A 14,323-nucleotide genomic window follows, 5' to 3' on the forward strand; every position below is an offset into this window, starting at 1 on the left:
GACTAGACCTGCCAGTCATCGCCAAACACATCCTTGGCGATGCGATGAATCGCTTCGCGTTCGGCGGGCTCGGCTCGGAAGGTCAAGGCCCGATCCAGCGAATAGGCCAAGGCATTGGGCGCACTTTTGAAGGTGGCCACCAATGACGCCCAACGCACTAAACCGCGGGTCGACAGGGTCACGGATAACATACCGCTACCATCGACACCACCGATAAACACCTTGCGAATCTGATTGGCGACCTTGATCATGCTTTCGCGCACCGTTTCCGGCATGCTCGGCACCACATCGGCCAACAGTTTCATTTCGTCTTCAGGCTCCGGGTAACCGACTTCCATTAAACGAAAGCGATCCAGAAACGCCAGGTTTTGACGTAACACGCCCTGATACAAGCCCGACTGATCGCCGCTACCTGCACTATTGCCGGTGGCGACCAAACGGAATTTGGGATGTGGGGCAATCACATCGCCGGTCTGCGGAATCGTCAACGGCTTGCCTTCGACGATTTCATTCAGGCCGATCAACTCTGCGGGATCAATGGCATCGATTTCGTTGATCAACAACACATGGCCCAAGCGTACCGCCAAGGTCAAGGGGCCATCGATCCACTTCATCGCACCGCCGTCGACCAGCATGTATTGGCCGAGCAGATCGTTGAGTTCCAGTCGACCATGGCCGGTGACCGAATGCACACCCCAATTGAGACGCGCAGCGACTTGTTCCAACAACGAGGTTTTACCGGAACCGGTAGGACCAGTCAGATATAAGCCGTCACCATTAGCAGAACCTAAAAACGCCAATACGTCGCGCAAATGATCCTTGCGAAACACATAGGGTTTTTGCGCCGGGACATAAGCGTTTTGTCCTGGGATAAAGCCTTCCACTTTCATGGAGACCGGTGCAGGTATGCCGAAGGTGTCGGCAATCGAATAGGATTGATACATGGTGAACTCCTTATGTTTGGGTTAAACCCGCAACACGAGGCGCACCATTCCCCTGACGGGTAGTGTGTCCCCGTCGGGTTGAGATAAATTCCTGGCTAGCCAGGGGGTTAGTACGTTGAACGATAAAAGGTTAAAGTGGTGTCAAAACTACCTTTAGCGAGGCATCGATACTGACATTCGCATCAGGTTCGCCAATTCCGCGCGGGCGAGGATTTCCTCGTCCATAAAGCGCAAAATACGACGAATGTCGGCTTTGAAATCCGGATCTCGGGTTTGACCGAGCATCTGCCGAACCACACGCTGTTTATCTCTAATCTCGTCCACACTGGCCGTTTCCAACCAGCAAAATAGGCATTTCCAAAAGTCTTTATTCATAGCGAACCTCCTTTGTTGATAAAAGGGGCCACCATGACCCGCTAGGGTGATGAACCCCGACGGGACTGCAAACCAGGCTTGACGCACCTGATACATAAACGTTATTCACCTTCATGCCGCCTGATAGCGGAACGCCGGTTCACACCGGATTCAGCGTGTTTCGAATGAAACAGCCAAACTGTTTTCCAGCTAAATTTTCTTCACTGACGTCAAAACCCGAGATCAGAACCAGAAATCAGCACCGACCATCTCTTTCAACGCGTCAGCATCAAAAGGCACTTCCGCCAGCCTGCCGGAGTCATCCCGACAGGTTATGCGGATGCGGCTGGACGGTTGTTTTCGATAAGTGTCAAGCATTGCTTCGGTGACATCCGGCAGTAAGGCCTTCATCACCGCTTTGTAATCCACACTGCCTTGGATCTGAAAGCGACTGACACGTAAGCCAGAATGCTCGGCTGCCATGAAATCCCCCATCAACAACACCAAGGTTTGCTCGATGTCGAATTGAGTGGCTTCCAACGCTTTGAGCTGAGCTTTCAGGTCATCGATCTTTACCGCATGGTCGCGATAATTCGCCGCCAATTGCTGCCATTGCAGTTCGGCATGGCCTTTGGGTAGATAAAGATCGCGGTCAGGATTTTTTTCGGGTTCCTGTCGCTGTTTGACGTTCGACCAGAATTCCATGGCGGTATCGACGAGCCGGTTTAAAAAGACTTCATCCCGCTCGATCTCAAACTCCACATCCTGACCTTGGTGATAGAAGAACAAAAAGCCGCGCTGTGCATCCGCCACCAGCATTTGCTGTTGCACTTGGCACCAGTAAAGTTGATAGGCTTCAGATTGCTCACGGTTTAGCACCACATCCAGAAAAGTCGTTTCATGCGGGCATTTGATTTCAACCGGTTCGTTGTTTTCCGACAAACCATCGAAGGACGCCCGCATTAGCGAATACCAATCTGATTCGCCGCAGAGGGGCAGCAGCATGACATCGTGTTTATCTTCAAAGCGCTGTAAGGCTTCTGGTTCTTGCTCGATACCTACTCGGATCAACGGATTGTTGTCCAGGCTTTGTTCCAGCACGAGACCAGTCTTTTCGGCCCACAATCGCCAAGGCGTCTTGTGCGGCGAACGATTCATAATGATCGCCGCCTCACTGGCACTAAGCCCTTGTGAACGCCATAACCGCCATTCCGGCGATCGCTGAGAGACATTGATGACTTTCATCACCGATACTCCTGCAATTGGATATGGCAGCCTAGGCGCAGTGTCGACACGCCGCGTTTGATGAGTTGGTTCTCACAACGCCGGGCCCAGTGATAGTCTGCAAACAGCAGCAACACGAGATCGGGGGTCGGCATGACCAAACCGCCATAGCTTTCGACCAGACTTTGCAGTTCTGGCTTGGTAGGCGCTTGGATTTCATGGACAGGATTGCCCGGACTCCAGTTACGCTCCAAGTAACCACGGCCATGCCGGCGAATCACCGTGGGTGAATCGTAGCGATGCCAGTCGGTATGACACGGTATGCGGTTGGATGATTGATCAATGGCATTCATGACATCTCCTCATAAACAAAAAGGGCGTCATGAATTTCACCCCAAGGGCGATTCAGGACGCCCAGGTAGGGTTGAAAATAGTCACCGGCAATTTACCGGCGGTTGATAGCTAAAACGGCTATGACTGACGCGTCGATCCCAAGGTCTCGCGAGCCTTGTTCAACGCCTCCGAAGCCGGATCATGAGCGGGTGGCATACCAGAAGCGTCTTGGGGCTGATGATTAACATCACCCTGAGCCGATGTGGTCTTGGCAACCGCTGATGCTTTATCCAGTTCAGCAATGGCATAGGTCAGATCCAGTCCCACAAACTTGTTATTGGCATAGTCGTAGGCAGCTTTCCAGGCGCCGGCAAGTGCTGTGCGCCTAACCAGTTCACTGACGGCTTTTTGCACCTTGGGCGGTATCATGGATAAATCAATCACCCGCGGTGGTTCGACGCTGCCGACAATCGCATCATCGATAACGTCCGCTTCGTCGATACGACTGGCAGTGCCGTTAATCACGCTGCTGTCATTCATGTCGTCGATGCTTTTGCCATCCATTTCCTCGGCGGCGTATCCGCACTCCTCCGGAAAGGCTGCACGTAGCGAAGCGGCTTTACCGCACTTGGCCAACTGACCTTTCGGCCGTTTGATCCACATAGCCGTAGGCACTTGTGAGTTTTTACCGCCGGCGGTGCTATAGGCTTCTTGCCAATACACTTCCTCGGTGAATGCACAGCGCTTGCCGCCAACAATCCGGTACACCGTGACCGCGACCCATTCCGGGAAGGTTACGGTGACACTGGATTCTTGCCATTGCTCGTTGTCGTCTTTGTAGCGGCCGGTGAAGGTCTTGGTGATGTCAGGTCCCCAAACCGGTCTATCCATGCCGGCCCAAACACCGGTACGCGACGCAGTAGTCTGGATTTCCATGATGGACGGCCAGACAGTTTCGACATTACGACCCAAGGCGGCACTCCACATCGGCACCACATGAACTGGTTTTTTGAATATATCCAGTTTGCGGGCCTTGCAGTAATCCAGCGCCATCATGATGGCTTCCGGGGTTTTAGCGGTTGGGAACGTCACGTCGGTGAGGACTTTCCAGGACTGCTCCGAAATGCCATAGACCTGATTGACATCGATGGGCATTGGCAAATTGCGGGTTTTTACAGGATTATTGCGAGGTTGATTGCTCATGGCGTGTCTCCTTAAAAAAATAGAGGACGCAATGCCCCATCTGGGGAGTGACGTCCCCATGGGGTGAAACACCTAAACAGCGGATGCTGCCAGGCGGGTTAATTAAAGATCAATCTGAATAGCGAATAACAAGGGCAAAAAGCTACTCAGAAAAACGGAATGTCATCGAAATCCTCATCCAAACCTGCGTCATTAGCCGCAGTAGGCGGTGTAGAGGGTTGACTGGAGTGACGAGGAGCCCCGTTTTCATCAGCACGGTCCAGCATCTGTAACTCACGGACAACCACTTCCGTGCGGTAGCGTTTTTCGCCATTTTTATCCCATTGCTGGGTGCGAAGACTACCTTCCACATAGATCTTGCTGCCTTTGCGCAGATACTGCTCGGCCGTATCGGCCAGTTTTTTGAAAAACACCAACCGGTGCCACTCGGTGTGTTCTTGTTTGGCTTTAGCTTGGTCTTTCCAGACTTCGCTAGTCGCCAAACGTATTGCCACCACCTTGCCGCCGTTATTGGGTAAATACCGAATATCCGGATCGGCGCCGAGTCGGCCCAGCAATATGACTTTGTTTACACCACGACTTGCCATGATGAAATCCTCCAATTGGCCGCGCCCGACAAGTGAGAAATAAACCCACCTGCGCGGTGATGGGTTGGATCCCGGAGGCATACTCCCCAGCAGGGGAATAGGCGTTCCCAAGACAGGGTAGGGTCGAAAACTGATCAAACAACAGAAATCACATCAGGCTTGACGCACCTGACTCGCCGATGAAAACCACCTACGCCGCCTGAAGACGGAACGCCGGTCGAAACCGGATCAAGTTGTCTGGAAAGACAACATGAACTGTCGGATAGCGTTGATGGGCAGGATCGATTTGCGCGAAATTCCGGTCAAACTCCGGCCAACAACGGTTGCCAACATTGAAGCAGAAATTTTTTGGAGTGATCTTGCAGCTAATGTCGAATTCACCATTAGCTGCAAAAGGGATGAAAAAATCTTCGATTACTATCGGAGTCCATCCCACACTCATCAAGGAATGCAAATGGCTGAAACCTCCGCACCAGTAAAACCAGCTCGACTTGAAATAAGCCGCCCGGTATTCGAACGCACCTTCAAGATCAACAGCGAACAGGCGATTCGGGTCATACGCAAGAGTTATGACCGTCTGATCAAGTCGCTGTACGCGATCGATGTGATTTTGCGCATCGTCGGACAGGAACAAGCCATTGATGAAATCGAGGCTATCGTCAGCACGATGATTGCCGATTGCGCCACGCAACTTCAGCAGGAAAAAACTCGCCTGGAAAAACTCAAAGCCGACAACGGCATAACCGAAACGCCGACCTACACTCATCCAACCGAATTCGTAGCCAAGATCGCATCGCCGCAAATTGCTCAGTTCGTTGAACTGATTCGCTTACTGGATCAACTGATGATCGTCATGGATACCTTGTGGCTTTGCCAGGTCATCGACAATAAGCACTGCGTGGAAGCCCGCTACCATTGGCAGCAACGCTTGCAGCGTTTGGCCAACCGCATCGTCACGATAGAACGGCAGGCGCATCGGGCGGCATATGCGCAAGGGCATGGTGAAGAGGTGCGGTTGGCACGGGAAGAGTCCGGATTACAAGCAGAACCCGAAGACATGGCTGATCTTGAAAATGGTGGCGACGTTATAACTATGGAGAAAACTCAATAGTTAGAGAATATCTGGGCAAAAAAAACGCCAGGACCAAACTTGAAAACTTAGTCGCCTATCCCCATCTTTGCCAATTGAATTATTTTCATTGGAGGATGATGTGGGCGAGTCAACAGTAGATCGGTTTCAGATACTTGCGTTATCCGGTGGAGGGTACCGGGGTCTCTATACTGCAAAGGTAATAGCAAATATTGAGGAAGATATAAAAGCGCCAATAGCGACAAAGTTTGACTTAATTGCTGGTACTTCTGTAGGCGGAATTCTGGCACTCGCACTCGCACTGGAAATACCTGCTAAAGACATTGTGGATTTATTCGTCAAGCACGGAGATAAAATTTTTAAGCCACAACGCTGGTCGTTTTTTGGTATGTTTAAAGCACTGTATTCTAATAATTCTTTAAAAAACCTGCTTTCCGATGAAAAATTATTTGGTGAGCGCATGTTAGGCTCATTAAAACATCCTGTAATAATTCCTGCAATCAACTACACGACCGGTAAGCCAGTTATATTTAAAACTCCGCATCATAAAAACTTCAAAACTGACCACCAACATAAGATCACTGATATTGCATTAGCTACTAGTGCTGCTCCCGCGTATTTCCCACGACATGTATTTGATAATAACCAATATGTGGACGGTGGGTTATTTGCAAACGCACCCGGAATATTAGCGTTGCATGAGGCGGAGAATTTTTTTGAATACAATTTAGACAATATACACCTTTTATCCGTAGGGACAATGTCGTCCAAGTTCACTGTTGATCCACGAAAAAATCGTGATGGCGGCACAATTGATTGGGGTGGGTTGAATCCAGCCAACACTCCGAAAAAATTGTTTGGGTTGTCAATATCAGTTCAAGAGTCTTTAACCGACTACATGTTGAAGCATCGCCTTAAACCCGAACATTACATGCATATTGATGAAGATTTAACAGATCAACGTGCGAATGCTGTTTCCTTAGACAAGGTTGATATTGCTGCTCAAGAAGTATTACAAGGTTCGGCAGTCGAAAGTGCAAAGATCTGTCTTGGCAACTCTAAATTTAATAGCTTTATGGAGCATACGCCCAAGACACCCGTATTTTATTACGGTGAACATTCCAATTCTGAAAAAGGATAATTCATGCTGAAATTAAATAAGCTGTTTTTCTATGCCGATGAGAAAGATGTATTCAATGAGGTTATTCGACCATCTCAAGAACAACGTGATTACTTGGTTTCTTGTAAAAATGATATTCGTGACCATCTCCGCCCCAGAATTAAAGAGGCAACCAGAAAGATATTGAATATGGATAAGTCTGTAGAACCTCGCTTTCGTACGCAAGGTTCATGGTCTTATAAAACATGTATCCAGCCCGCATATTCTCCTCACCAGGAAATGGATTGGGATTATGGTGTTTATCTTCCTGTGGCGGTGTGGGAGCAAAATGGACCTCCGCATGCCATGGCAAAGCTTTATTTCGATCTTGTAGAGCGATTGCTTTACGATCTCTGTAAGTCTAAAGGTTGGGAGTTACAGACAGGGAAATCGACTTGTATTCGTATCCAAGTAGCAAACTGGGCCCATATTGATATTCCGCTATACGCGGCTCCCGAACACAAATTTAATGAAATTGTGGAGAAATCTTTAGCACTACTGTCTATAGATAACAGAGGGCGAAGCATGGTTCATGACTCAGCTTTTCTATCCGAAAGTGCAGAATTTGGAGAAATTCCGGAGCAAGTTTGGGAGGACTTGGATGACATCATGATGGCGACGCGTTCTGGGGAATGGAAAGCCTCGGACCCAGAAGCTGTTTCAAGGTGGTTCAATGACAGGGTAGAAGAGCATGGAGAACAATTACGAAGGGTTTGCTGCTATCTTAAAGCTTGGAGGGATTATCATTGGAAGGATGGAGGTGGACCTACATCAGTTTCAATTATGATTGCAATAGCTCAAGCCTTTAAACCTAATAGAGGTCGCGACGACCTTGTTTTAGAATCTTCCGCAGAACATCTTTCGAATGTGATTCTTGGCGAAATTCGTGAGTTTGGTATTGATGAAGGTGCAGAAGACTTTAATAATCGATTATCAAATGTTGAAAAAACACTAGCAGCACAGCGAGCAAAACAATTTGTTCAAGCTATTCGAATGGCTCGTTCCTATGAATGGCACATGAAACATCAAGCTATTACTGAACTCCAAAATAAATTAGGTGAACGTATTCCTTATAAGCATGATTGGGTCGAAGTCGATAATGGTGCCGACGAAGTCAGAACAACTCCCCCGCAACGAGTATCTCAGCCTGTTGTTCGCAGAACAAAAGCTGGTTAAGAGATGGCGAATGACCAGCTTGGTGCTGCATTTAGACTACTAACTTCTAAGGGATTTGTTTCCACTGGACATCGACATGGACGTCGAACTTTTAGAGGTATTCTTAATTGTTCATCGCTGCCAATATCTATAAGTTTAGAAATAAGTGATTGGGATTTTTTGGTTTATCCAGTAATTAAGATTCTTGAGTATCCAAGTCACTTGCCGGCTCTTTTGCCGCATTTGAGTTCAGAGGGAAATTTATGCTATTTCGCGCCGGGTTCTATCGTTTTAGATCGCTATAACCCAGCAACTGCAATTGATCAATGTTTGGTCCAAGCCACAGATGTATTAAATAAAATACTAGAAGATTCTGATTACCGTATCCATGATATTCAGAACGAATTTTTGTCTCATTGGCTTTTAGATCAGGGCCGTATTCCTTGGTTGGTCTTAAAAGGTACAATCGATACAACGAAAGTATCCACTAATTACTTCATTCTTGGGGATGATGATAATCGCAAGGCGATCATATCTGATGATGCCAATGAAGTTGAAATTATTGCGGGCTCACTTGGGTTTTCTAAGCCTAAAATTAGCAAATGCAAATGTTGGATATTGCACACTGAGAAATTTCCAACTATTCCTGACAATACACTGCCAAAGACAGTCAAAGAACTTTTTGAATGGTTAAAAAGTTGGGACAACATTTTATACGTTAGATTTCAAAATATCCTAGAAAAAGAACAAGAATATTTACAATATAGTTTTGTTACTTTTGCAATAAGCAGTCCAGTTGGATGGGTTGGTTTTGGATTTGATTTAGACACAATAACTCTTCTTGCTGCAAAAAAAACCGCTGGAAAACGTGGTCCTAAATTATACAAACAGTTTCTGCACGGAAGAGGTAGCGGTGGAAATATCTTTAGAGTTCATATTACCGACATAAGCGCTGATTTTGTTCACAATAGGAATCTATCATTTTCTGATTTGAAAGATAAACGTATTGTATTAATTGGTTGTGGTGCGATAGGTGGTTTTCTTGCTCAATCCCTAGTTCGCTTAGGCGCAGGAACTGGTTGTCGTGGAGAGTTGATACTGATCGATCCCGATACGCTCGCGCCAGATAATTTAGGACGTCATGTTTTGGGTTATTCGTCTTTGTTTAAGTTAAAAGCTGTAGCACTTCGTGATGAACTATTGAAGCAGTTTCCGCTATCTCGAATTTTTGCAGAACCTATAAATATAACGAAGTATTCTAAACTTTTTGCCTCGGATTTATTGATAGATGCTACAGGCGAGGAAGCCATTAGTGAAATGTTAAATGCCAGTCAGATAGCTAAGCGACCTAAAGCTCCTCCAATCCTGCATATCTGGATCGTTGGAAATGGTGAAGCAACACAGTCACTTTGGGTTGATTCAGAAAAGTATGGATGTTTCCATTGTTTGAGATTACCCAATACTCAGAACTATAGAGAAGAGCGCTATAAAATACTGAAAGCAGAACCTGAGCGCGGCTTTATCGGGTGCCAAGCTTTTACGCCTTATGCGGTATCTGCCTCAATAAGTGCAGCCGCATTAGCTACAGATAGTATTATTGATTGGATTAAAGGTGATCCGAGTCCACGGTTTAGGACTAGAGCCGTTGAAAATGCAAATATCCGCCAAGTGAAAAATCAAAATATCTCTCCACTGGATGGTTGTGTCGCATGTCGAAATGTTTAATGTGGAAACATCCTTTTAATCCAGATTCCAAAATTCTGATTGAGGAAAATGTTCTTAATATTTTTGACCGTTATCGACAGAATTCACCGGAAAAGCCGGAGTCTGGTGGTATCCTTTTAGGGTACAGACGAAATTATCATATACATATTGTCGATGCGACAGCGCCCCAATTACATGATAGAAGGTCATTGTTTCAATTTTTTCGTAAAGATCAATTGCATCAGGAATATGCCACTAAGCGCTGGTTAAATAGTGGGGAAACAGTGGATTATTTGGGTGAATGGCACACTCATCCGGAACAATATCCCTCACCCTCGATATTAGATAAAACTGAATGGCGAAAAATAATACAGTCGCAAGTAAACCCGATGATCTTTCTAATAGTGGGCACTCATCGAGATATTTGGCTTGGGGTTGGCAAAGGAGATAATTTGCTCCAAGCCTCTAATATTTTAGATTTTTAAAAATTCATTAGAAAACAGCCTCTCCAGCGTGGCCGGGATTAGCGCCTGATTGGCTTCGCGGATTTTGGTGTGTCGTTGTTTCAGCTCGTTTTGACGGGACAGGATTTCAACGATCTGTAGCTGTTCGTGTAATTCCGGCATGGGCAATTCGATGTTTAATAACTGCTCTGGGCGGGTACGTTCTCGGCGGGCGCCAACGCCTCGGGTTGCGGCTTGTAGCAATGACCAGAACCACGGCGTTCTGATCAGTTCTCCCAGATAGGCAGGGCTTGCCAGATCGGGTTTGCAACGGAAAGTTCTGTACTCCGGCGAGACAAACATGTCGGCCAATCCGGATGGACAGACTGCCAACGCGCCTTCCCAACCTTTGACCTGGCTTAGCACGATGGCATCGGCATACAAGCGATTGAAGGCTCGATAAGACGTTTCCGTTCCCGTCAATGCTGGCTTGGCGAACAGTCCGCCGCCGAATCCGCGCACACCGACTTGAGGATATTGGCCCTCGGGTTTGACGAGTTCGGAGTCTTCGAATAATTCGATGATGTCGCCCAGGCGAACCACGCGATCTGCCGCGAATTTATGATGCAGGCTGATTAATAGCGCCTCGGCAACCGCGTCGATGGCATCCAGATGTTGATCGATTCGCCTCACTTTGTCCGCCAATTGATCCAGGCGGGCAACGATGGTTTGCTGCTTTTCTAACGAGGGTAAGTGGATTTGCTGAGTTAAAAATCGATCTTCTTTAATTCGAACCCGGTTGGTTGTACCTTCGCTAGCAGCTTTGCATAGCTCAACAAAGGGTGTTGACCGAACTAGCCAACCCATGAATGAAGAGTCGAGCTTTTCGGCAAATTCGAATGATGGAAAATCGTTACTAACGATTGCGCCATCCAATTCCGGGGGAACAATGCCGATCGCACCATTTCGGGCATCAATCTTCGAGAGAATAAGTTGATTGGCTCGAACCACTTGGCGAGATGTTCCTACATCACCGCCTCTTACTCTACCTCTGCTGATAACGCCTTTACCCCAAAGCCTAATCGTTACTTCATGATATTCAGTATCGAAATCAAGTATTGCGGTCTCATTGCTTCGCCTAAGCAACTCACCTAAAGAAACCATGGGCCATCGACTCATGCGTCACCTTCATTTTTGGAGCCGACTAACCGCCGCGCCTCCAATTCAATCCGTGATCGCTCCAATTCCTCCGCCAACAGCTTTTCATCCGGCAGCACGGTTTGATACTCGGCGGCCAGGACCTTGTTCGGCAGGTTATCCAAGGCGTAATGGGCTTCCGCGGCGCCTTTGGCGGCGCAGAGTATCAGGCCCACCGGCGGGTTTTCGCCGGGCTTCATCCAGTGTTCGCGGGCGTAATTCAGGTACAGGTGCATCTGGCCGGCGTCGGCATAGCTGAATTTGCCGACCTTGAGATCGATCACCACCAGACATTTCAAGCGGCGATGGAAAAACAGCAAGTCGATGCGAAACCAGGTATCGTCAAGCCGCAAGCGGCGCTGACGACCGACAAAGGCAAAGTCGTCGCCCAGTTCCAGCAGAAAGTCGGCTAAATGCTGGATCAGCGCGTATTCGAGATCGGATTCCGAGTATTGGTCTTTCAGGTTAAGAAATTCCAGCACAAACGGATCCTTGATGGCTTGTTCCGGCGTGATGGCGTCATCCGGTTCGGCGTGTTCCGCTCGTTCCAACATCGCCACTTTGTTTGTGGATAATGCGGTTCGCTCGTAAAACTGGCTGTTGATCTGCCGATCCAGTTGCCGTACCGTCCAGCCGCAACGCAGAGCTTCGGTTTCATAGAAGCCGCGTGCTTCCGGTTTTTTGACCGAAAGCAAGCGCACGTAAGCCGACCAGGGCAGCGGGAAGGCTTCGGCCAAGGTTGCGAGAGTTGGTGATTGTCCAGACGCTGTCTGGATAATTGGCGTTGAGGAAGATTCTGCAGACAGTGTCTGCGGATTTCGGGAAGAAATGCCAGACACTGTCTGGCATATTAGCTCCAATGGCCAGGCCAGATAGAACGCTCGCATTTGCTGGAGGTTTTGGCGGCTAAATCCCCGGCCAAAACGATTGCTTAAATCCAATGCCAACCGCTGAATCAACGCCTCGCCATACGCGGCGCGATCTTCGCCGCCTTGTTCGAATTCAACGATGCGGCGGCCAATTTCCCAGTAACTGGCGGTCATTAAGGCATTGACGCTACGGGCGGCGGCGCGGCGGGCGTTTTCCAGTAGTTGGACAATATCGGTATGAATGTCGCCGTAAGCGCTGGGCAAATGACTGGATTCGCTCATTGTTCCACCTCATGTACCAATGTCTCGATCTCGCCCAATAAACGCATCACTTCGGTTTCGTGACTACGCATGCTGGCAATCAGGTCTTTGGGATCGGCATGTTCCAGGCCGGCCTTGGCGTGGGGATTCTTTTGATCGAGGTTATAAATCGGCCAGTACAGCGCATCGCTTTCGCTTTGCGCGGCTTTGGCGGCGGCTTCGTGGGCTTGTTGTTTGGCTTTCAGGTCGCGCAGCTGGGTTTGCAACGCGGCTTTGTCACCGTTGTCGGCGGCGGATACAGCTTGTTCCAGTTCGCGAATCTGTTTGCCCAAGGCCAGTGCGGCGGCGCGTTCGCTTTCCGCACGTTGCCAATGCGGCTCGGCTGCGGCCAGCGCTTGGGCGAGTTTGCCGGCAAAGTCGACTTTCCAGGCTTGCGGAGTTTCCTCGCGGCTGTGCCACCAGTTTAAGGCCGGTTCCAATTCCTCGAATTGCAACGGTGCGGTTTTGCTGTATTTCTTGCGGCCCTCTGGTAGCGGTTGTTCGTAATACCAGATGGTTTCGGTGGGGCCGCCACGCTCGAAAAACAGCAGATTGGCCGGAATATCGGTATAGGGCGCGAATACGCCTTGCGGCAGGCGCACGATGGTATGCAGGTTGAATTCTTTCAGCAGCTCTTCCTTGATGGTGGCGCAAACGCCGTCGCCAAACAAGGTGCCGTTGGGCACGACTACGGCGGCGCGACCGCCACGTTCCGCGCCGAAGCCCGCATAACGCAATTTGCGCATGATGAACTGCAAGAACAGCAAAGCGGTTTCGGCGGTCTGCATGTTGGCCGGGAAATTGGCTTTGATACCGGCTTCTTCCTCGCCGCCGAACGGTGGATTGGTCAGAATCACATCGACGCGTTCGCTGTGGCCGATTTCGGTGACGCGGCGTTCCAAGGTGTTACCGTAAGCAATCTGTGGGGCTTCCAAACCATGCAATAGCAAGTTCATCTGCACCAGCATATACGGCAGCGGTTTGGCTTCCTGGCCGAACAGGCTTTCGCGCTGGAGTTTTCGGCGATCTTCGGGGGTGACGACTTGTTTCAGTAAATGGTCATACGATTCCACCAGAAATCCGCCGGTACCGCTCGCCGGGTCGAGTACAGTTTCGCCGAGCTTGGGGTCGGTGACTTGCACCATGAAACGAACTACCGGGCGCGGGGTATAGAATTCGCCGGAATCGCCAGCCGCATCGCGCATTTCCCGCAGCATGGATTCGTACAGATGCGACAGGGTGTGAATCTCTTCGCTGCTGTTGAAATGAATGCCGTTGATCTTGTTGATGATGTCACGCAACAAAAAGCCGCTGACCATGCGGTTTTGCACGCCTTTGAACACGTTGGCGATGACTTCGCGCTGACTGCCTTTTTCACCTTCGCCAGCCAAGCCGCGCAGATAGGCAAACAAGCCTTTGCCGCGTTGACCGTCAGGACGGATGGTTTCGTCCTGGTTGATGAAAGATAATAACTCTTCGCCGGTGACGCCGTCTTCCCGTGCCGCCCAATCCCGCCAGCGATAAGGCGATTCGACGATGCCTTGATAACGTTTGCCGTCCAGCTCGGCTTCCTGTTCATGGAGGATTTCCAGGTCGTCGAGGAATTTCAGAAACATCACCCAGGTGAGCAGCGGCAAGCGGTCGACGTCGCCGTTCAAGCCTTTGTCTTTGCGCAGGATGTCGCGCGCCGATTTGATCAATGCGGACAGTTGTTGTGCGGTGGTTAATACGGGTTTGGTTTTTTTAGGTTTGGCCATGCAA

The 14,323-nt window shown here is 49.1% G+C and carries 14 protein-coding genes; 5 read left to right on the plus strand and 9 right to left on the minus strand.

Annotated elements, in window-relative coordinates:
• Nucleotides 1–2 precede the first annotated feature (2 nt).
• The 6 genes from JL719_RS06300 to JL719_RS06325 form a co-directional block, all read right to left on the minus strand.
• Nucleotides 3–944 carry an AAA family ATPase gene (locus JL719_RS06300; RefSeq protein ID WP_026601840.1) on the minus strand — a complete coding sequence of 314 codons (942 nt, stop codon included), beginning with the start codon at nucleotides 942–944 and terminating at the stop codon, nucleotides 3–5.
• 153 nt (nucleotides 945–1,097) lie between these two features.
• Nucleotides 1,098–1,319 carry a hypothetical protein gene (locus tag JL719_RS06305; RefSeq protein WP_026601839.1) on the minus strand — a complete coding sequence of 74 codons (222 nt, stop codon included), beginning with the start codon at nucleotides 1,317–1,319 and terminating at the stop codon, nucleotides 1,098–1,100.
• Nucleotides 1,320–1,541: 222 nt separating this feature from the next.
• Entirely contained in the window at nucleotides 1,542–2,543 is a 1,002-nt protein-coding gene (locus JL719_RS06310) for a YqaJ viral recombinase family nuclease (RefSeq protein WP_026601838.1), read from the minus strand.
• Nucleotides 2,543–2,875, minus strand: a complete 333-nt coding sequence (locus JL719_RS06315) for a hypothetical protein (RefSeq protein WP_026601837.1) — start codon at nucleotides 2,873–2,875, stop codon at nucleotides 2,543–2,545. Before JL719_RS06315 ends, JL719_RS06310 begins: the two co-directional genes overlap by 1 nt.
• Before the next feature lie 118 nt (nucleotides 2,876–2,993).
• Nucleotides 2,994–4,058 carry a phage recombination protein Bet gene (bet, locus tag JL719_RS06320; RefSeq protein ID WP_026601836.1) on the minus strand — a complete coding sequence of 355 codons (1,065 nt, stop codon included), beginning with the start codon at nucleotides 4,056–4,058 and terminating at the stop codon, nucleotides 2,994–2,996.
• Between the two features lie 146 nt (nucleotides 4,059–4,204).
• Nucleotides 4,205–4,645: a single-stranded DNA-binding protein gene (locus JL719_RS06325; RefSeq protein WP_026601835.1), complete on the minus strand. Its 441-nt coding sequence runs from the start codon at nucleotides 4,643–4,645 to the stop codon at nucleotides 4,205–4,207.
• 454 nt (nucleotides 4,646–5,099) lie between these two features.
• Here JL719_RS06325 and JL719_RS06330 point away from each other — a divergent pair, with 454 nt between their 5' ends.
• From JL719_RS06330 to JL719_RS06350, 5 genes are all read left to right on the plus strand, one after another.
• Nucleotides 5,100–5,756: a hypothetical protein gene (locus JL719_RS06330; protein WP_033158005.1), complete on the plus strand. Its 657-nt coding sequence runs from the start codon at nucleotides 5,100–5,102 to the stop codon at nucleotides 5,754–5,756.
• Between the two features lie 100 nt (nucleotides 5,757–5,856).
• Nucleotides 5,857–6,876, plus strand: a complete 1,020-nt coding sequence (locus JL719_RS06335; protein WP_026601833.1) for a CBASS cGAMP-activated phospholipase — start codon at nucleotides 5,857–5,859, stop codon at nucleotides 6,874–6,876.
• A 3-nt stretch (nucleotides 6,877–6,879) separates the two neighbouring features.
• Nucleotides 6,880–8,070 carry a CBASS cGAMP synthase gene (locus JL719_RS06340; protein WP_026601832.1) on the plus strand — a complete coding sequence of 397 codons (1,191 nt, stop codon included), beginning with the start codon at nucleotides 6,880–6,882 and terminating at the stop codon, nucleotides 8,068–8,070.
• Nucleotides 8,071–8,073: 3 nt separating this feature from the next.
• Nucleotides 8,074–9,774: a ThiF family adenylyltransferase gene (locus tag JL719_RS06345; protein WP_064035916.1), complete on the plus strand. Its 1,701-nt coding sequence runs from the start codon at nucleotides 8,074–8,076 to the stop codon at nucleotides 9,772–9,774.
• On the plus strand, nucleotides 9,774–10,238 hold the full coding sequence (locus JL719_RS06350; protein WP_026601830.1) for a Mov34/MPN/PAD-1 family protein: 465 nt from the start codon (nucleotides 9,774–9,776) through the stop codon (nucleotides 10,236–10,238). Before JL719_RS06345 ends, JL719_RS06350 begins: the two co-directional genes overlap by 1 nt.
• Here JL719_RS06350 and JL719_RS06355 read toward each other — a convergent pair.
• The 3 genes from JL719_RS06355 to JL719_RS06365 are packed head-to-tail and all read right to left on the minus strand — an operon-like array spanning nucleotide 10,227 to nucleotide 14,319.
• Complete coding sequence (locus tag JL719_RS06355; protein ID WP_033157946.1) at nucleotides 10,227–11,375, minus strand: restriction endonuclease subunit S; 1,149 nt, start codon at nucleotides 11,373–11,375, stop codon at nucleotides 10,227–10,229. The two genes, JL719_RS06350 and JL719_RS06355, sit on opposite strands and share 12 nt — an antisense overlap.
• Entirely contained in the window at nucleotides 11,372–12,544 is a 1,173-nt protein-coding gene (locus JL719_RS06360; RefSeq protein ID WP_026601828.1) for a PDDEXK nuclease domain-containing protein, read from the minus strand. The genes JL719_RS06355 and JL719_RS06360 overlap by 4 nt, the downstream gene beginning before the upstream one ends.
• Nucleotides 12,541–14,319: a class I SAM-dependent DNA methyltransferase gene (locus tag JL719_RS06365; RefSeq protein WP_026601827.1), complete on the minus strand. Its 1,779-nt coding sequence runs from the start codon at nucleotides 14,317–14,319 to the stop codon at nucleotides 12,541–12,543. Before JL719_RS06365 ends, JL719_RS06360 begins: the two co-directional genes overlap by 4 nt.
• Nucleotides 14,320–14,323: the final 4 nt, after the last annotated feature.

Source organism: Methylomonas sp. LW13, from assembly GCF_016865255.1.
Lineage (GTDB): Bacteria > Pseudomonadota > Gammaproteobacteria > Methylococcales > Methylomonadaceae > Methylomonas.